The sequence below is a fragment of the Nonomuraea purpurea genome (genome assembly GCF_042650645.1).
Classification (GTDB): domain Bacteria; phylum Actinomycetota; class Actinomycetes; order Streptosporangiales; family Streptosporangiaceae; genus Nonomuraea; species Nonomuraea purpurea.
Genome location: NZ_JBHSBI010000005.1, coordinates 315,363 through 331,916 on the forward strand (window position 1 = coordinate 315,363; position 16,554 = coordinate 331,916).

Here is a 16,554-nt window from a genome sequence, read left to right on the forward strand (position 1 = left end):
CCTACCCGGTCGCGTAGCAGGTCGTCTTGCCGACGATCCGCACGCCGGGCTGCTCGCCGACGAGCACGGTCAGCTCGAACGTCAGCAGCGTCTCCGGATGCCGCAGTACCGACACGTCCTGGTCCTCGCGGAAATCCAGGTCATCGACCACCTCGGCGTACCCCAGGGCGTGCAGCCTGGCCAGCAGGCTCGCCGAGGCGTCGCTTTCGGCCCGCAGCAGCGCGCGAACCTGGCCGGGCACGCACGAACCGTCCTCGACCGTCTCGACGGTCGCGAGCCCGGCCGCGCCGAGCAGGTCGTCGGCGTCGCTGCTGAGCTGTTCGACGGCGGCCTCGATCGTCGGCGGCTCGGCCGCCTCGCTGCAGGCCGTCATCACCGCGGCGCACAAGAGCACCATGGAGAAGGCGTGACGGCGGGCGCACACGTTCGGACCATATCCGAGATCATCCGGCTCTACCGGTTGAATCCCGCAACGGCCGGCTCGCCGGCGCGAACACCGTCCCCTCAAGCCGAGCGGCGGCCCTTCACCACCTCTCCCGCCGCCCCACGGGCAGTGTCGGCCGCGAGGCGGCCGGGTCAGTTTTCGATGAGGTCGGCCGTCAGCGTTCGGTGCACCCACTCCTCCCACTGGTGCGGCGACCAGCCCCGCTCCTCGACGAACAGGAGGTAGGTCTCCGGGCTCAGCAGCCCGAACAGCACGTCGGCCGCGAACTCGACTGAGACCCCCGGCCGCGCCCCCGGTTTGCCCATGAGCGACTCGGCCGCGGACCGCTGCACCGTGTAGCGGGGATCGACGCCGCTGGGCCACAGCGCGGCCACCTCAGGATCGGTCGCCACGGCCGTGTCCAGCACTTTCACGATGCGCGCGACCCTGCCGAGCACGGCGGTCGTGCCGCTCACGTGCGCCCGCAGGTGGTCGCGCGCGCTCTCCGTCGCCATGGCGGCCACGAACCACGGCCTGTCCATGGTCGCCACCGGCTCGTCGTCGCCGGCGATCGTGACGTCCACCAGCTCTTTCAACAGCGTGCGCTTGTTGCCGAAGACGAAGTAGATCGTCTGTACGGCCACGCCCGCCTGCGCGGCGACGTCCTGCAGATTCGTGGCGCCGTAGCCGTCGCGGACGAACAGTTCTCCGGCCGCCCGCAGGATTCGCGCCCGGGTTTCCTGGGCTTTCTGCGTGCGTTTGCTGACCCTCTTGACATCGCTCATCGCTGTAGTTTAACTCTAGTCACATTAGCTAGAAGTCAACTCTAGAGAAGGACTACAGTGGCGATCCTCCGCATGACCCGCTTCACCGCCGACCCCGCCGACGCCGACCAGGTCATCGCCCGGCGCAACGACCTGATCACGGCCGTCAGAGCCGCCTACCCCGGGCTCACCGAGACCCGGCTCGCCAGGATCGACGAGCACACCTGGGTGGACTCCTGGCGCTGGGAGTCGCCCGCCACCATGGAGGCCGCGCTTGCGGGCGCGCCTTCACTGCCGCAGGCGGAGGCCGCTTTCTCGATCCTGAAGGGCCATCCCACGGCCGAGCAGGGCGAGATCGTCGACGAACGCTGACAAACGGGGCCCATCCTTTGGCGATGGGCCCCACCACGCGCCGGCCGCTGGGCTTCACAACCGGCCCAGGGCCCGTCACCGGTCCCTGAGTTTCGCGATCAGCCCCAGGTTCTCCGCGCAGCGGCCCAGCCCCAGCGCCACCGACTCCAGCGGCCGTTCGGCCCGCCGTACCGGCATGGACAGGGCGGCTCGCAGCCGCCGGCCGAGCCCGCGCAGCAGCGCGCCGCCCCCCACCAGCACCGCGCCCCGCTCCCCGAGGTCTCCGACCAGTTCGGGCGGGCAGCGTTCGACCGTGTCCACCGCCGCCCTGACGATGGCCTCCACCGGCTGCTTGGTCGCCTCGTAGATCTCCTGTACGGCCAGCGTCACCGAGCGCTCGCGTCCGGTGTCGGGGTCGCGCCCGCACACCACCACCTGCCGGTGCAGCGGCTTCCAATCGGTGCCCGCACGCCGTTTGGCCGCCTCCGCCTCGCGTTCGTCGAGCAGGACCCCGTGCTGGCGTTCGACCATGCGCACGATCGACCGGTTGACCGCCCGGCCCCCGCTGAGAACCGTGGTCGAGGCCACCACGGCCCCGTGGGAGAGCACGGCGACTCTGGCGGAGTCGTGCCCGATGTCGATCACCATGCGCCCGGCGCAGTCCTTGACCGGCAGGCCCGCGCCGAGCGCCGCCGCCAGTGCGTGCGGGACCAGCAGGATCCCCCTGACCTCCGCCTCGAACGCGACGTCGCGCAGCGCCGCCCGTTCGAGCTGTGTCGCGTTCTCCGGCAGCGCCATCACCACGCGCGGCCTGAAGAACGGCCGCCGGTGCACCTTGCGCAGGAAGTGCCTGATCATGCGCCTGGCCAGTTCGCCGTCGACCGGCAGGCCGCCGCTGACGGGCCAGAACGTCTCGCCGCCCGCGTCGTCGGCCGTGTCGGCGCCGTACCCGATGATCTTGCCCGTCAGGCTGTCCCGCATGACGGCCGAGGGCTCGTCGAGCACGATGCCCTTGCCCTTGGCGTAGATCCGGGTGCTCACCGCGCCTAGGTCCACGGCCAGGTCGCGGCCCAGAAGACTCATGTCTGGATCGGGGGCTCGAACATCATGTATGTCCTATTTCCGACCTTTCCCCAACACAACACCAGGAACGGCGCGGATCCCCTTTACCCGAGTATCGTCGGGTTTCCGATAATCTTGGAGGCTCACCTCGTGCTCGACTACGACCTGGAGGCGGCCCACTACGACGAGACCCGCGGTGGGTTGCCCCGCGCAGAGTCCGCCGCCGGGGCCGTGTGCGAGCTCGTCCCCGCCGGGGGCACGCTGCTCGACATCGCCTGCGGCACCGGGCTCGTGAGCCGGGAGCTGGCCGGGCGGGGCCTGCGGGTGCTCGGCGTGGACGCCTCCCAGGGGATGGCGCGGATCGCCGCCGGCCGGGTGGACGTGGTCCTGGGCGACGGCCGGGCGCTGCCCGTCCGCGACGGCGCGTTCGACGCCGTAGCCGTGATCTGGCTGCTGCACCTGCTGGACGACGCCCGCCCGGTGATCGCCGAGGCCGCCCGCGTGTTGCGGCCCGGGGGAGTGTTCGTCACGACGGTCGACAAGCGGGCCGCGCATGAGCGGCGAGACCACGTTCGTCGGGCACGGCCAGGGACGCTCGGGGCCCGACCCGACCTTCCGCCTGCTGGCCTTCACCCGGCTCTGAGCCCGGCCAGAGCGATGCCTGGTAGGCGTGCCGCGTCTTGAGGCCGGTTTCGCGTCATAAGCGGCTCCATGCGAAGCTGTAGAGGTCCCAACACCACGGAGGTCCTCAATGGCGGAAACACCGGAGCCGGAAACCAGCGAAACTCCCGAGGACGAGATGAAGCGCAAGTTCCGCGAGGCGCTGGAGCGCAAGCGCAACCAGGGCGCGGGCTCGGGCGCGGGTGGCAGGGGCGTCGACCCATCGAAGATTCACGGGGCGCACGGTCCGGCTGCGAGTAAGAGATCGTTCAGGCGCAAGAGCGGCGGCTGAGGCTGACATTTTTCCTTCGGGGGGTACGGGTTGCCGTGCCCCCCTTCTCTTTACCTTCTTAGGTAGATCTTCGCCCGTTTCATTATGAATCGTTTGCGTTTGTCCGGAATGTCTGGTTAAAGTAATCGCCAAAACCAGCCGGTGGCGTGGACCTCACCCAGGAGGAACCAGCCGGTTGGCGCCGAATCCCGATCATTCGGGAACCGGGGACCCAGGTTTTTGGGGTGAATCCGGCCGTGTGCCGGTAGGGCAACTCCACGCCCGAACCCGTCAGCTAACCCGGTAGGCGTGATGGAGAGGAACTGTGATCAATGCATGACCGCGTCATACCCCCAGACAGCGTAGTGCCGGCCGCCGGCTGAGCGGTTCTCCCCAGCTCTCCACGCTTTTCCCGCGCTGCGCGTAGCCGTCACCCCGTCAGGCGTCCTGTCCGGCTACCCCCTTTGCCACGGCGCGATCCCCCTGTCCCCTCGCAAAGGACTTTACGTTTTCATGACTGCTCGTTTTGGCCTGCGTTCCCTTGCCATGGTCGGCGTTTCCGCCTTCAGCGCGCTGTCCATCGCCGGCACCGCGGCCCACGCCGACTCCGACACCGACGAGAAGATCCTGCTCAAGGGCTCCACGACCGCCTCGTACTTCTGGGACGACGCCTCGGGCCGCGCGGGCGACACCGGCCTGCCGGCCAGCGGCAAGCCCATGCAGAAGGGGCTGGCCGCCAGCCCGAGCTGGCCACTGCTGACCGAGGGTTATGTGACGTACAACGGCAAGAAGCTGCCGTTCTTCGTCGGCGACCGCGGGCCGGGCGTGCCCTCCAACAACGGCATCATGCTGGACCTCGACGGCAAGACCTTCGCCGAGCTGACCGGCGGCACCTTCAACAACGACACGCTGGGCGTGGACGGGGTCGGCGGGCAGGGGCACATCAAGGTCGACTACGTCATCACCAAGTGGGGTGACGGGCCGGGCAAGAAGAACTATCCGGTGCCGTTCTCGAGTGGGGCCTACGCCGAGCGCGACAAGAACCCGGCCACGCCTCCGGAGCCTGTGGGTGAGGTCAACGAGTCGGGCAGCGCGGGCGGCGCCCTGATCGCCGGCGCCCTGGCCATGGCCGGTGGCGGCGCGGTGCTCGGGCGCGAGCGTATCCGCAAGGTCATCAAGGGCTGACTGGACCGACCCGGACCAGAATGTCATTCTGGTCCTCGTGACGATCCGCGTAGCCGCCAACGGCATCGAAATCGCCTATGAGAGCTTCGGCTCACCAGAAGGACGACCCCTGCTCCTGATCATGGGGCTGGGCGCGCAGCTCATCCACTGGGACGAAGAGCTCTGCGGGCTCCTGGCGGCCCAGGGGCACCACGTCGTACGGTTCGACAACCGCGACACGGGCCTGTCCACCCATTTCCACGACGTCGGCGCTCCCTCGGCGGGGGCGCCTTCGGCGTACCTGCTGGACGACCTGGCCGACGACGCCGCGGGGCTCATGGACGCCCTCGGCTGGCCGGCCGCCCACGTCGTGGGCGCCTCCATGGGCGGCATGGTCGCCCAGGCGCTGGCCATCCGGCATCCGGAACGCCTGCTGACGCTCACCTCGATCATGTCGACGCCCGGCCCGTCCGTCGCGCCGCCGAGCGAGGCCGCCATGGCCACCCTGATGGCCAGGCCCGCGGGTGATCGCGAATCCGTCATGGCGCAGTCGCTGGAGACGTGGTCGGTGATCGGGTCGCCCGGTTACGAGCTGGATCGCGAGCGGGTGACCGCGGTGGCCGGGCTCGCCTTCGACCGCTGCTTCGATCCCGGGGGCACCGCCCGCCAGCTGGCGGCCATCATGGCCTCGGGCGACCGGACGGAGCTGCTGGCCGGCGTCCGGGCGCCGACGCTCGTGCTGCATGGCGAGGCCGACCAGCTCGTCCCGGTCGCCGGCGGCCGGGCCACGGCGGCGGCCATCCCCGGTGCGCGGCTGGTGACCTACCCGGGGATGGGGCACGATCTGCCCCGGCCGCTCTGGCGGGACATCGTCGGCGAGATCACCAAGCACACCTCGGCCTGAGGGCCGCGAGAAGTCCGCGTTCTACGCGGACTTCTCGCGGTTGCGCAGGATCTCGGCCACGTTCTCCTCGGCCCACTGCGCCACCACCGAGACGGGGCCGTGCAGCGAGTGGCCCAGGTCCGTCAGCGTGTACTCCACCCGAGGCGGCACCTCCGCGAACACCTCCCGCGTCACCAGCCCGTCGCTCTCCATGGCCCGCAGCGTCTGCGTCAGCACCTTGGGCGTGACCCCGCCCATTCGCGTCCGCAGCCGGGTGAACCGCATCGGCCCTCCGGCGAGGCAGAGCAGCACCAGCACCGACCATTTATCGCCAATCCTGTCGAGAACCACTCGGGACGGGCAATTCTGGTTGAAAACATCGCCGGTATCCATGAGGTACTTATAGCACTATGAAGTAACCAGTATCTGATGGATACTCTTGCCGGCATGAAGCTTCTTCTCTTCGGCGCGACCGGCATGATCGGTCAGCGCATCGCCGCCGAACTGGTGAACCGCGGGCACGAGGTGACGGCAGTCAGCCGTTCGGGCCCGGTCAAGGGCGACGTGAAAGACACTGCCACGCTGGCCAAGGGCTACGACGCCATCGTCTCGGCGATCGCGCCGCCGCGCGACGGCACCGACCCCGAAGGCCCGTTCCTCGAGGCCAACCGCGCCCTGATCGAGGGGGCGCGCGCGGCAGGCGTGCGCCGGGTGATCTCCGTCGGCGGCGCGGGCAGCCTCAAGGTGGCTCCAGGGCTCGACCTGGTCGACACGCCCGAGTTCCCGGAGATCTACAAGAAGGAGTCGCTGGCGGGACGCAAGGCGCTCGGCCTCTTCCGCCAGGTCGACGACCTCGACTGGACCTACATCTCGCCGGCCGCCGAGATCGGTCCTGGCGAGCGCACGGGTATCTACCGCATCGGTCACGAGGACCTGCTCACCGACTCCGAGGGCCGCAGCTTCATCTCCGCCGAGGACTACGCGGTCGCCGTCGCGGACGAGTTGGAGAACGGCGCCCATCCGCGCCGGCGCATCACCGTCGCCTACTGAGCGGGTTCGTCGGGAAGCAGCGCCTTCTCCTCCGGCTTGTGCACCAGCACGTTGTCCACGTACGAGCGCACGGCCGAGGCCAGCCCCACGTCGGCGCCCTCCTCCTCCGACAGGTACCAGCGGTGGTCGAGGATCTCGTGGAAGAGCTGCGCGGGTTCGAGCTTGCCCCGCATGCGCGCGGGGATGGCCTCGACCGTCGGCTGGAACACCTCCGCCAGCCAGCGGTGCGCCACGATGGCCTCGTCCTCGTGGCGCAGCCCCTTGGCCACCCTGAAACCGTCGAGGTCGTTGAGCAGCCGCCGCGCCTGGTTCTCCTCCACGTCGAGGCCGGTCAGCCTGAGCAGGCGGCGCTGGTGGTGTCCGGCGTCCACGACCTTGGGCCGCACGATCAGCCGCCCGGTGCCGACCTTGCGCCGCACCATCATCTCGGCGACGTCGAAGCCGAGCAGGTTCAGGCGCCTGATGCGCTGCTCCACCCGGTGCCAGTCCACCTCCTCGATGATCTCGCTCTCGTTGATCTCGTCCCACAGGCGGTGGTAGCGGGCCACGACGTCCTCGGCGGTCTCCATGGGGTCGATGGAGGGGTGCAGCAGCCCGCCGGCCTCCAGGTCGAGCATCTCGCCGAAGATGTTGGTGTGGGCCGTGTCGATGTCGGCCAGCCGCTGGCCCCGGCTGATCATCGGGTGCATCTCGCCGGTCTCGGCGTCCACCAGGTAGGCGGCGAAGGAGCCGGCGTCCCTGCGGAACAGGGTGTTGGACAGTGAGCAGTCACCCCAGTAGAAGCCGTTCAGGTGCAGCCGCACCAGCAGCACGGCCAGGGCGTCCAGCAGCCGGGTGAGCGTGTCGGGCCGCAGCGTGCCCGACATGACCGCGCGGTAGGGCAGTGAGAACTGCAGGTGTCTGGTGATCAGCGCCGCGTCGAGGCCGCCCTCGCGCCCGGTGACGTACGCGACGGGCTCCACGGCGGGCGCGTCGAGCCTGGCCAGGTCCCACAACAACTGGTATTCACGCTTGGCGAAGCGCTCGCTGATCTCCTTGATCGCATACACCTTGCCGGACAGTCGCGCGAAGCGCACGACGTGGCGCGAGATGCCGCGTGGCAGATCGACCAGGTGGTGCTGCGGCCAGTCTTGGAGGGGCACCTCCCAGGGGAGGCGGATCAGGTCAGGGTCGCCTAGCGCGCCGGTGATCTGCAAGGGCATTTGTAAAGGATATGGTGCATCGGTGGACGAGTTTCTCAATTGGTACTTTTCCGACCGCCCCGTCGTCGCCAGCACCTTGGGAGCCGACGGCCACGATCACACCCTCGGTGACTTCACCGCATCCGGCTGGACCGCACGCGAGCGTGAGGAGGCCCGCTGGCTCGACCGCCTGGCGGCCCTGCGGCCCTCGTCGCTCGACGACGCGATCGACAGGGATCTCGTCCTGTCGCAGCTCAGGGGCTCTGTCGCCCTCGCGTCCTGGCCGGAGTGGCGCCGCTCCCCGTCCGCCTACCTGTCGTCGATCTTCACCTCGATGTACACGCCCTTCCAGCAGCGGCTGAAACCTGAGCCCGAGCTGGTCTCGGCCGCGATCCTCCGGCTGGCCGAGGTGCCGGGCGTGCTGGCGGCCTGCCGCGCGAACCTGGACCCGGACCTGGCCGCGCCGCTGCTGGTCAAGCGCGGGCTGGGCCAGGCGCGCACCGGCCGCAACTTCCTGACCCGCACGATTCCTTCCATGGTCGAGGACGAAGGGCTGCGCGCCCGGCTGGCCGAGGCCGCCGAGCCGGCCGCGCGGGCCTTCGACGACCTCGTCGCCTTCCTGGAGGGCTTCGAGTGCGGCGGCACCTGGCGGATGGGGGAGAAGCTGTACTCCACGCTGTTGCACGAGCGCGAGCTGCTCGGGTACGGCGCCGCCGAGCTGCACGAGAAGGGCAAGGCCGCCTGGGCCGAGCTCGACGCCCGGATGCGCGGGGTCGCGGTCGGGGTCAACGGCACCGAGGACTGGCGGGCGGCCATGGAGTCCCTCATGGACGACCACCCGCCGACCCTGGAGGACATGCGGGCCGAGTACGAGGCGGAGACGCGGCGGGCCAGGGAGTTCGTCAAGGAACGGGACCTGATGACCTTCGCCGACGGCGAGGAGTGCCTGGTGCTGCCGTCGGCCGAGTACACCCGTCCCATCCTGTCGGTCGCCCACTACCTGTCGCCGCCGCCGCTGCACAGTTCGCGCACCGGCATCTTCTTCGTCCCCTACACCCCCGACGGCTTCACCCCCGAGCAGGTACGCCAGCGCCTGCGGACGAACTGCAGGGCCCAGATGCCCTCGATCGCCGTCCACGAGGCGTATCCGGGGCATCACTGGCACCTGTCGTACATGGCGGGCAATCCCCGTGCGGTGCGCAAGGTGTTCCGCACTCCGTACTTCAGCGAGGGCTGGGCCCTGTACGTCGAGAAGCTCCTGCACGAGCAGGGCTACTTCGACACCCCGGCCACCGAGCTGGCCCACCTGGACTGCCGGATCTTCCGCGCCGCCAGGATCGTCGTGGACACCGCGCTGCACTGCGAGGACATGTCGATCGAGGAGGCCGAGACGTTCATGTCCACGAAGGCGTCGTTGTCGCCCGGCACCGCCGAGGGCGAGGTCAACCGCTACTGCGCCTGGCCCACGCAGGCGCCGTCGTACCTGACGGGCGCCATCGAGATCGACCGGATCAGGGAGTCGTTCCAGGGGTCGCAGAAGGACTTCCACGACAGGATCGCGGGCTCAGGCGGGCTGCCGCTCGGGCTGGCGGAGCAGGCGGCGCTGGCCTAACGGCGGGGGAAGTCCGGCGGGTTGGCCGCGCGCTCGACCACGGCGGCGAGCTGCTCGTCCGTCAGGACGGCCGGCTTGCCGACGGACAGGCCCCGCACGTAGACCTCGCACAGCCACTCCAGCAGCCGGGTGGCCTCGAACGCCTGCTCCAGGGTCGCCCCGATGGTCACCCCGCCGTGGTTGGCCATCAGGGCGGCCTGCTTGCCCTCCAGGGCTGCCCGCACGTTGGCGGCCAGCTCGGGGGTGCCGTACGTGGCGTACTCGGCGACCTTGACGACCCCGCCGAGCAGCAGCGCGTTGTAGTGGACGGGCGGCAGCTCGCTCATCGTGGTGGCCACGACCGTCCCGAACACCGAGTGCGTGTGCACGATGGCCTGCGCGTCCGTGGCGGCGTAGACGGCCAGGTGCATCGGGGTCTCGCTGGACGGCTGCAGCTCGCCCTCGACCAGCCGGCCCTCGATGTCGACGACGGGGCACATCTCCGGGGTGAGGCGGTCGAGCGCCACCCCCGAGGGTGTGACCGCGACGAGGTCGCCCTGGCGCACGCTCAGGTTCCCCGACGTGCCGATCACCAGGCCGAGTTCTGCGGCTCGACGGCCGTACTCGCAGAGCTGCGCGCGCATGTGCCAGGACTGTAGTCGGTCGTCCGAATTACGGCAATTGTTCAGAGGCGGTCGAGGGTCTGCAGCATGAGGCGTTCGAGGTCGACCCGGGTCAGGCGGCCGGGGTAGAGGAGCAGGTGCAGGCTGAGGCCGTCGACCAGGGCCAGCAGGTGCTCGGTCAGGTCGTCGAGGTTGTCGTCGGTGCGCAGTTCGCCGGCCGCGCGGGCCCTGGCCAGCAGGTCTCGGACGGCGGCGCGCAGTTCGTCCGCCTCGGCCCGCTGCACCTCGGCCAGTCGATCGGAGGCCAGGCTGCGGCTCCAGAAGCTGACCTCCAGCCGGCTCTCCTGGGTGCGCTCGGCGTCCAGCGGCAGGTTGTCCAGCAGGAGCTCGCGCAGCGCGGCCAGCCCCGTCACACCCTCGACCTTGCCGGTCAGCCTGGCCCTGATGCGCTGGTGCGACTGCCGCAGCGCCGACAGCAGGATCTCGTCCTTGTCGGCGAAGTAGTGGGCGAGCACCCCGTTGGAATAGCCGGCCTCCTTGGCGATGGCACGGGTGGTGGCGGCGTCGATGCCGTCCCTGACGATCACCCGGCGGGCCGCCGCCAGAACCTCACGCCTGCGCTCGTCATGATCGACGATCTTGGGCATCGGTCGCCTCCATTGACTTTTTATTCGGACGTCTGTCTATTTAGACTATGACCGTCGCCACCGTCGGCGTCCACATCGTCGACATCCTCGCCAGGCCCGTCGACCACATTCCCGAGGGCCAGGACACCGTGCTGGTCGACCAGATCCGCCTCACCGCCGCGGGCGCCGCCGCGGGGACCGCCGTCGACCTGGTCAAGCTGGGCCACTCCGTGGTCACCATGGGCGCCGTCGGCGACGACGAACTGGGCGACTTCCTGCTCATGGTGCTGGCCAAGCGCGGGGTCGACGTCTCCCGCCTGGTGCGCAGGGCGGGGGAGCGGACGGCCGCCTCGGTCCTGCCCATCAGACCGGACGGCGGCCGGCCCAGCTTCCACGTGCCGGGTGCCAACCTCTCGGTGACATACGCCGACCTGGACGCGGCCGTGCTGCGCGGAGCGCGGGCGATCCACCTGGGCGGCGTGGACGTCACCTTCGGCCTCGGCGACCCGGCCTTCTTCGCCCTCCTGGACGAGGTCCGCGCCGCCGGCGTGATCGTCACCATGGACCTGCTGTCGGAGATGGCCGACCTGCTGGCCATGGCCAGGGCCTTCCTGCCGCACGTGGACTACGTCCTGCCGAACCAGACCCAGGTCTTACTGATGACAGGCGAGCCCGACCCGGAGGCGGCGGCGCGGGCGCTGCTGGCCGACGGCCCCAAGGGCGTGCTCGTCACGCTCGGCGCGTCGGGCAGCCTCGTGGTCACCCCCGAGGCCGTCGAGCGGGTGCCCGCCGTGAAGACGGACGTCTCCGACACGACCGGCTGCGGCGACGCGTACTGCGCCGGGTTCCTCACGGGCCTGCTGCACGGGCAGGACGTGCCGACGGCCGCCCGCTGGGGCGCCGCCGCGGCGGCCCGGGTGGCCACGGGGCTCGGCTCCGACGCCGGCCTCACCGACCTCGATTCCCTCCTCAGCCTTCTGTAAGGACCACCCCTTGACGAACACTGACGCCGACCTCCGTCAAAGAGCCGCGAAGGTCGTCCCCGGCGGCATGTACGGCCACCTCAACGCCGCCCTGTTCGCCCCCGGCTACCCCCAGTTCTTCGCGCGCGGCGAGGGCTGCAGGCAGTGGGACGTGAACGGGCGCGAATACATCGACTTCATGTGCAGCTGGGGCCCCGTCGTGCTGGGCCACCGGCACCCGCGCGTGGAGGAGGCCGCCGCCCGGCAGGCCGCGCTCGGCGACTGCCTCAACGGTCCAGGGCCGATCATGGTGGAGCTGGCCGAGCTGCTCGTGGACACCGTGCCCAGCGCCGACTGGGCGATGTTCTCCAAGAACGGCACCGACGCCACCACGCAGGCGCTCATGGTCGCCAGGGCCGCCACGGGCCGGACGAAGGTCCTGATGGCCCACGGCGCCTACCACGGGGCCGACCCGTGGTGCACGCCCTCCCTGGCGGGCACGACCCCGAACGAGCGGGCCGACCTGGTCGAGTTCGCCTACAACTCGCTCGAATCCCTGGAGGCCGCGGCGGCGACCGTCGAGGGCGACGTGGCGGCCATCATCGTCACGCCGTTCAAGCACGACTCCTTCGAGGACCAGGAGCTCGTCGAGCCCGCCTTCGCCCGTGGCGCCCGCGCCCTGGCCGACCGGCTGGGGGCGGCGCTGGTGATCGACGACGTGCGCGCCGGGTTCCGTGTCGATCTGCGCGGGTCGTGGGAGCCGTACGGGGTTCGTCCCGACCTGACGGCCTGGTCCAAGGCCATGGCCAACGGCCACCCGATCGCCGCCGTCACCGGCGTGGACGCGCTGCGCGGCCCGGCGCAGACGCTGTACTCGACCGGGTCGTTCTGGTTCTCGGCGGTGGCGATGGCGGCGGCCAAGGCGACCATCGAGACGCTGCGCGACACCGACGGCATCGGGGCCATGGAACGGGCAGGGACGCGGTTGCGCGAGGGGCTGTACGCGCAGGCGAAGGCGCACGGGTTCGTGGTGAACCAGACCGGCCCGGTGACCATCCCGTGGCTGAGCTTCGACGGCGACGCCGACCTGTCCACGGCCATGTACTGGAGTGACGCCTGCCTGCGCCACGGCGTCTACCTCCACCCGTGGCACAACTGGTTCATGTCGGCCGCGCACACGGAGCAGGACGTGGCCAGGGCGCTGGAGGGCACGGATCTGGCGTTCGCGGAGACGCGCGCGCACCTGGGATGAGGGGCGGCCCTTGCCGTTCGCGCCCGCGTCCACGATGCTGTCGTCAGGTCCGCCGGGCCAGGGGATCACGGCACGGTCACGTCTCGGCGGCACCCTCTTGACGCGCCTCGGCCGCCGTTCGTACGTTCGGGCAAACGTTTAGGAAACTTTCCTAATTTACGGGAGCCCCCCATGACCCACCCGGGCGAGATCACTCGGCGTCAGTTGCTGCGCAGGATCGGCATCGCCGCGTTGGCCGCCGGGCCCGGCGCGGGCCTGCTGAGCGCCTGCGCCACGGCCGGGACGGGCGGCGAGCCGTCCGCCGCCCCCTCGGCCGCCGCCTCCACCAGCCTCCAGAACCCGTTCGGCGTGGACGCGAAGAAGCCGCTCGAAGTGATCATCTTCAGCGGCGGGTACGGCGACGCCTACGCCAAGGAGTTGCACGAGGAGCTCTACAAGAAGAAGTTCCCCGGCGTCTCGGTCAAACACGGGGGCACCCAGCAGATCGGCACCCAGCTCCGCCCGCGCTTCGTCGGCAACGACGCTCCCGACGTCTTCAACAACTCGGGCCCCGAGTCCATGGACCTGGCGGCGCTGGCCGCGGAAAGCCAGTTGGCCGACCTCGCCCCGCTCTTCGACGCCCCCTCGATCGACGACCCGGCCAAGAAGGTACGCGACACGGTCACGCCCGCCGTCCTCGACAACGCCAAGATCAACGGCAGGGACCTGGTGCTGAACTACACGGTCTCCCACCGCGCGCTCTGGTACAACGCCAAGCTCTTCGAGTCGATGAAGTGGGCGGTGCCGACGACGTGGGCCGAGTTCACGGCGCTGGGGGAGACGGCCAAGAAGGAGGGCATCCTGCTCTTCGCCTACCCGGGGCAGAAGGGCCCGTACTACCAGCTCTGGAACGTCCTCTACACCGCCGCCAAGATCGGCGGCAACCAGGTCATCATCGACATCGACAACCTGGTCGACAACGCGTGGAACGCCGCGCCCATGAAGCAGGCGGTCGCCGCCTGGGCGGACATCCAGGCGAAATATGGCGACAAAGCGTACTTCGGTCTCGACCACACCCAGACCCAGATCAAGCAGTTGCAGAACAAGCTGCTCTTCTACCCCGTCGGGTCCTGGGTCGAGAACGAGATGGCCAAGGACAAGCCCATGGACTTCGAGTACGCCATCGCCCCCATCCCCGACGTCACCGCCGCCGACAAGATGCCCTACGGCGCCATCCAGGTCGGCGTCGGCGAGAACTTCGTGGTCGCGGCCAGGGGCAAGAACCCGCAGGGCGGCCTCGAATACCTGCGCATCATGCTCTCCAAGGAAGGCGCGCGGGGATTCACCCAGAAGACCAAGAACCTCACCGTCGTCTACGGCGCCGCCGAGGGCCTCGACCTGCCCACCGGCCTGACGAGCGCGGCCAAGGCCCAGGACGCGGCCGGCCAGAACATCATCACCGACGCCCGCTTCGAAGGCTGGTACAAGGAGCTCTTCGACTACGGCACCGAGCAGATCAACGTGGTCATGGCCGGCCGCATCACCCCCGACCAGTTCTGCGCCAACATGCAGAAGAAGGCTGACGCCGTCAAGAAGGACGATTCGGTCGCCAAGCAGACGCGGAGCCAGTAGCCGATGCAGCGGTTGCGCAAGTACGGGTTCGTCGCCGGGTGCCTCTTCGTCCCGCTCACGCTCTACACCGTCTTCGTCATCAGCCCGTACGTCCAGGCCTTCCAGCTCTCCCTGACGAACTGGAACGGATACAGCTCGATCGTGCGGTACGTGGGGCTGGACAACTTCGGCCGGTTGTTCGAGGACGAGGTGTTCTGGCAGGCCCTGCGCAACCACGCGATCCTCCTGCTCGTGCTGCCGATCGTGACGATCGCCATCGCGCTCTTCCTGGCCTTCCTGCTGAACCTGGGCGGCGGCACCCGAGGCGCGGGCATGAAAGGGGTCTGGGGGTCGAAGTTCTACCGCGTAGTCTACTTCTTCCCCCAGGTGCTGGCCGTGGCCGTGGTGGGGGTGCTCTTCCAGGCCGTCTACCGGCCGGACGCGGACGGCGTCGTCAACGGCGTGCTCGCCAGGTTCGGCCTGGAACCCGTGGGCTGGCTCACCGAGCCGGGGCTGGCCCTGTGGTCGGTCATCGCGGTGATGGTCTGGCAGGCGGTCGGCTTCTACGTCGTGCTGTTCTCGGCCGGCATGGCCGCCATCCCCAAGGACTACTTCGAGGCCGCGGCCCTCGACGGCGCAGGGCGGGTGCGGCTGTTCTTCTCGATCACGCTGCCGCTGCTGCGCGACACCGTGCAGGTCGGCTGGATCTATCTGGGGATCGCGGCCTTCGACGGGTTCGCGCTGATCCAGGTGCTGGTGGGAGACAAGGGCGAGCCGGACGGCGCCACGACCATCCTGCCCATCACCATCTACAAGACGGCCTTCTCCTACAACAAGGTCGGATACGCCTCCGCGATGGGGGTGGCGCTGTTCTTCCTGACCGTGACGTTCGCCGTGCTGACACTGCGGACGACCAGACGCGAGAGAGTCGAGCTCTAGACATGCGAGATCGGGGCAGGCCGAGGCCCGGAGTGCTGAACGGGCTGTCGCACGTGGCGCTGGCCGTTTGGGCGTTTCTCATCATCGCGCCGCTGCTGTGGACGTTCCTGGCGTCGTTCAAGACCAACACCGAGATCTTCGGCGACCCCCTGCAGCTCCCCGGCGCGCTGCGGCTCGACTCGTGGGGCCGGGCCTGGGACAAGGCGCACATCGGGCAGTACATGCTCAACACCGTCGTCGTGGTGTTCTTCGGGACGGCGGGCACGATGCTCTTCGGGTCGATGGCGGCGTACGTGCTGGCGCGCTACGACTTCATCGGCAACAAGCTGATCTACTACTACTTCGTGGCAGGGCTGGCCTTCCCGGTCTTCCTGGCCCTCGGGCCGCTGTTCTTCGTGGTCAAGCAGGTCGGGCTGCTGAACTCGCACGTCGGGCTCGTCATCGTCTACATCGCGTACTCGCTGCCGTTCACCGTGTTCTTCTTGGCAGCATTTTTCAGGACGTTGCCGGAAACCGTGGCCGAGGCCGCCACCATCGACGGCGCCTCCCACACCCGCACGTTCTTCCAGATCATGGTCCCGATGGCCAGGCCCGGCCTGATCAGCATCACGATCTTCAACATCCTGGGCCAGTGGAACCAGTATCTGCTGCCGCTGGTCCTGCTGGCCGGCGACCCGGACAAGTGGGTCCTCACTCAGGGCATCGCCAAGATCTCCACCCTGGCGGGCTACGAGGCGGACTGGCCGGGACTGTTCGCCGCGCTGAGCATGACCATCCTGCCCGTCATGATCGTCTACATCATCTTCCAGCGCCAGATCCAGTCCGGGCTCAGCTCGGGAGCCCTCAAGTAACGTGGGCCCCATGGACATCGAGAGCAAGCTGGGCGGCTCGCCGGAGTGGCGGCGCGAGGGCGACGAGATCAAACGCACCATCACCGCGCCCGACTTCCCCACGGCCATCCGCATCGTCGACGAGATCGCCGCGCGCGCCGAGGAGCTCAACCACCACCCCGACATCGACATCCGCTGGCGCACGCTCCACCTGGCACTGACCACCCACGACCAGGGCGGGATCACCGACCTCGACTTCGCGCTCGCCGCCATGATCGACGACATCGCCGCGAAACACGGCGCCTGAAGTCGAATACTTTATGTAACCACG

Annotated in this window: 20 protein-coding genes and 1 riboswitch; of the genes, 13 read left to right on the forward strand and 7 right to left on the reverse strand. The window is 69.3% G+C overall.

The genetic code is table 11. The annotated features are described in order from the left end of the window. Position 1: 1 nt before the first annotated feature. Together ACFOY2_RS12705 and ACFOY2_RS12710 are read right to left on the reverse strand one after the other, a co-directional pair. Entirely contained in the window at positions 2-424 is a 423-nt protein-coding gene (locus ACFOY2_RS12705) for a hypothetical protein (RefSeq protein WP_379528172.1), read from the reverse strand. A gap of 152 nt (positions 425-576) precedes the next feature. Continuing rightward, positions 577-1,209 (reverse strand): TetR/AcrR family transcriptional regulator, encoded by a 633-nt coding sequence (locus tag ACFOY2_RS12710; protein WP_379528173.1) that lies wholly within the window; start codon positions 1,207-1,209, stop codon positions 577-579. A 57-nt stretch (positions 1,210-1,266) separates the two neighbouring features. Here ACFOY2_RS12710 and ACFOY2_RS12715 point away from each other — a divergent pair, with 57 nt between their 5' ends. Then, entirely contained in the window at positions 1,267-1,560 is a 294-nt protein-coding gene (locus ACFOY2_RS12715) for a hypothetical protein (RefSeq protein WP_379528174.1), read from the forward strand. Positions 1,561-1,635: 75 nt separating this feature from the next. Here ACFOY2_RS12715 and ACFOY2_RS12720 read toward each other — a convergent pair whose 3' ends face one another. Then, positions 1,636-2,622 carry a rod shape-determining protein gene (locus ACFOY2_RS12720; RefSeq protein ID WP_379528175.1) on the reverse strand — a complete coding sequence of 329 codons (987 nt, stop codon included), beginning with the start codon at positions 2,620-2,622 and terminating at the stop codon, positions 1,636-1,638. A gap of 129 nt (positions 2,623-2,751) precedes the next feature. On the opposite strand from ACFOY2_RS12720, the gene ACFOY2_RS12725 reads away from it, so the two are divergent. The 4 genes from ACFOY2_RS12725 to ACFOY2_RS12740 all read left to right on the forward strand — a co-directional run bounded on the left by ACFOY2_RS12725 (position 2,752) and on the right by ACFOY2_RS12740 (position 5,600). Continuing rightward, positions 2,752-3,285: a class I SAM-dependent methyltransferase gene (locus ACFOY2_RS12725; RefSeq protein WP_379528176.1), complete on the forward strand. Its 534-nt coding sequence runs from the start codon at positions 2,752-2,754 to the stop codon at positions 3,283-3,285. A gap of 67 nt (positions 3,286-3,352) precedes the next feature. Next, a complete protein-coding gene (locus ACFOY2_RS12730) occupies positions 3,353-3,553 on the forward strand; it encodes a DUF5302 domain-containing protein (RefSeq protein WP_357808215.1) in 201 nt (66 codons plus the stop codon). A gap of 169 nt (positions 3,554-3,722) precedes the next feature. After that, positions 3,723-3,857: riboswitch (cyclic di-AMP (ydaO/yuaA leader) on the forward strand. Positions 3,858-4,045: 188 nt separating this feature from the next. Beyond that, positions 4,046-4,717 (forward strand): hypothetical protein, encoded by a 672-nt coding sequence (locus ACFOY2_RS12735; RefSeq protein ID WP_379528177.1) that lies wholly within the window; start codon positions 4,046-4,048, stop codon positions 4,715-4,717. Between the two features lie 37 nt (positions 4,718-4,754). Next, positions 4,755-5,600, forward strand: coding sequence for an alpha/beta fold hydrolase (locus tag ACFOY2_RS12740; RefSeq protein ID WP_379528178.1), 846 nt, complete (start codon positions 4,755-4,757; stop codon positions 5,598-5,600). A 21-nt stretch (positions 5,601-5,621) separates the two neighbouring features. Here ACFOY2_RS12740 and ACFOY2_RS12745 read toward each other — a convergent pair whose 3' ends face one another. Beyond that, positions 5,622-5,972, reverse strand: coding sequence for a winged helix-turn-helix transcriptional regulator (locus ACFOY2_RS12745; protein ID WP_379528179.1), 351 nt, complete (start codon positions 5,970-5,972; stop codon positions 5,622-5,624). A 54-nt stretch (positions 5,973-6,026) separates the two neighbouring features. Between ACFOY2_RS12745 and ACFOY2_RS12750 the strand changes: the two genes are divergently transcribed. Beyond that, positions 6,027-6,629: an NAD(P)-dependent oxidoreductase gene (locus ACFOY2_RS12750; RefSeq protein ID WP_379528180.1), complete on the forward strand. Its 603-nt coding sequence runs from the start codon at positions 6,027-6,029 to the stop codon at positions 6,627-6,629. Here the strand turns inward: ACFOY2_RS12750 and ACFOY2_RS12755 are convergent. Next, positions 6,623-7,831 (reverse strand): DUF4032 domain-containing protein, encoded by a 1,209-nt coding sequence (locus ACFOY2_RS12755; protein WP_379528181.1) that lies wholly within the window; start codon positions 7,829-7,831, stop codon positions 6,623-6,625. The genes ACFOY2_RS12750 and ACFOY2_RS12755 overlap by 7 nt on opposite strands. Positions 7,832-7,853: 22 nt before the next feature. On the opposite strand from ACFOY2_RS12755, the gene ACFOY2_RS12760 reads away from it, so the two are divergent. Beyond that, the gene (locus tag ACFOY2_RS12760; protein WP_379528182.1) at positions 7,854-9,422 is read left to right on the forward strand and encodes a DUF885 domain-containing protein; all 1,569 of its coding nucleotides are present in this window, start codon (positions 7,854-7,856) and stop codon (positions 9,420-9,422) included. Here the strand turns inward: ACFOY2_RS12760 and ACFOY2_RS12765 are convergent. Together ACFOY2_RS12765 and ACFOY2_RS12770 are read right to left on the reverse strand one after the other, a co-directional pair. Beyond that, a complete protein-coding gene (locus tag ACFOY2_RS12765; RefSeq protein WP_379528183.1) occupies positions 9,419-10,045 on the reverse strand; it encodes a class II aldolase/adducin family protein in 627 nt (208 codons plus the stop codon). The genes ACFOY2_RS12760 and ACFOY2_RS12765 overlap by 4 nt on opposite strands. Positions 10,046-10,086: 41 nt before the next feature. After that, entirely contained in the window at positions 10,087-10,671 is a 585-nt protein-coding gene (locus ACFOY2_RS12770) for a TetR/AcrR family transcriptional regulator (RefSeq protein ID WP_379528184.1), read from the reverse strand. A 47-nt stretch (positions 10,672-10,718) separates the two neighbouring features. Here ACFOY2_RS12770 and ACFOY2_RS12775 point away from each other — a divergent pair, with 47 nt between their 5' ends. The 6 genes from ACFOY2_RS12775 (at position 10,719) to ACFOY2_RS12800 (ending at position 16,530) form a co-directional block, all read left to right on the forward strand. After that, complete coding sequence (locus tag ACFOY2_RS12775) at positions 10,719-11,633, forward strand: carbohydrate kinase family protein (protein WP_379528185.1); 915 nt, start codon at positions 10,719-10,721, stop codon at positions 11,631-11,633. Positions 11,634-11,643: 10 nt separating this feature from the next. After that, on the forward strand, positions 11,644-12,864 hold the full coding sequence (locus tag ACFOY2_RS12780) for an aminotransferase class III-fold pyridoxal phosphate-dependent enzyme (protein WP_379528186.1): 1,221 nt from the start codon (positions 11,644-11,646) through the stop codon (positions 12,862-12,864). A gap of 171 nt (positions 12,865-13,035) precedes the next feature. Further along, positions 13,036-14,475: an N-acetylglucosamine/diacetylchitobiose ABC transporter substrate-binding protein gene (ngcE, locus tag ACFOY2_RS12785; protein ID WP_379528187.1), complete on the forward strand. Its 1,440-nt coding sequence runs from the start codon at positions 13,036-13,038 to the stop codon at positions 14,473-14,475. Between the two features lie 3 nt (positions 14,476-14,478). Further along, a complete protein-coding gene (locus ACFOY2_RS12790) occupies positions 14,479-15,393 on the forward strand; it encodes a carbohydrate ABC transporter permease (RefSeq protein ID WP_379528188.1) in 915 nt (304 codons plus the stop codon). Between the two features lie 2 nt (positions 15,394-15,395). Next, positions 15,396-16,244 carry a carbohydrate ABC transporter permease gene (locus tag ACFOY2_RS12795; protein WP_379528189.1) on the forward strand — a complete coding sequence of 283 codons (849 nt, stop codon included), beginning with the start codon at positions 15,396-15,398 and terminating at the stop codon, positions 16,242-16,244. 10 nt (positions 16,245-16,254) lie between these two features. Continuing rightward, positions 16,255-16,530, forward strand: a complete 276-nt coding sequence (locus tag ACFOY2_RS12800; protein ID WP_357808181.1) for a 4a-hydroxytetrahydrobiopterin dehydratase — start codon at positions 16,255-16,257, stop codon at positions 16,528-16,530. The last annotated feature ends 24 nt before the right edge of the window (positions 16,531-16,554 follow it).

Excerpts from the sequence above, each read along its gene's own strand:
- ACFOY2_RS12710 (WP_379528173.1), bottom strand. The coding sequence starts at position 1,209 with ATGAGCGATGTCAAGAGGGTCAGCAAACGCACGCAGAAAGCCCAGGAA.
- ACFOY2_RS12720 (WP_379528175.1), bottom strand. The coding sequence starts at position 2,622 with ATGAGTCTTCTGGGCCGCGACCTGGCCGTGGACCTAGGCGCGGTGAGC.
- ACFOY2_RS12730 (WP_357808215.1), top strand. The coding sequence starts at position 3,353 with ATGGCGGAAACACCGGAGCCGGAAACCAGCGAAACTCCCGAGGACGAG.
- ACFOY2_RS12735 (WP_379528177.1), top strand. The coding sequence starts at position 4,046 with ATGACTGCTCGTTTTGGCCTGCGTTCCCTTGCCATGGTCGGCGTTTCC.
- ACFOY2_RS12745 (WP_379528179.1), bottom strand. The coding sequence starts at position 5,972 with ATGGATACCGGCGATGTTTTCAACCAGAATTGCCCGTCCCGAGTGGTT.
- ACFOY2_RS12750 (WP_379528180.1), top strand. The coding sequence starts at position 6,027 with ATGAAGCTTCTTCTCTTCGGCGCGACCGGCATGATCGGTCAGCGCATC.
- ACFOY2_RS12755 (WP_379528181.1), bottom strand. The coding sequence starts at position 7,831 with ATGCCCTTGCAGATCACCGGCGCGCTAGGCGACCCTGACCTGATCCGC.
- ACFOY2_RS12765 (WP_379528183.1), bottom strand. The coding sequence starts at position 10,045 with ATGCGCGCGCAGCTCTGCGAGTACGGCCGTCGAGCCGCAGAACTCGGC.
- ACFOY2_RS12770 (WP_379528184.1), bottom strand. The coding sequence starts at position 10,671 with ATGCCCAAGATCGTCGATCATGACGAGCGCAGGCGTGAGGTTCTGGCG.
- ACFOY2_RS12775 (WP_379528185.1), top strand. The coding sequence starts at position 10,719 with ATGACCGTCGCCACCGTCGGCGTCCACATCGTCGACATCCTCGCCAGG.
- ngcE (WP_379528187.1), top strand. The coding sequence starts at position 13,036 with ATGACCCACCCGGGCGAGATCACTCGGCGTCAGTTGCTGCGCAGGATC.
- ACFOY2_RS12790 (WP_379528188.1), top strand. The coding sequence starts at position 14,479 with ATGCAGCGGTTGCGCAAGTACGGGTTCGTCGCCGGGTGCCTCTTCGTC.
- ACFOY2_RS12795 (WP_379528189.1), top strand. The coding sequence starts at position 15,396 with ATGCGAGATCGGGGCAGGCCGAGGCCCGGAGTGCTGAACGGGCTGTCG.
- ACFOY2_RS12800 (WP_357808181.1), top strand. The coding sequence starts at position 16,255 with ATGGACATCGAGAGCAAGCTGGGCGGCTCGCCGGAGTGGCGGCGCGAG.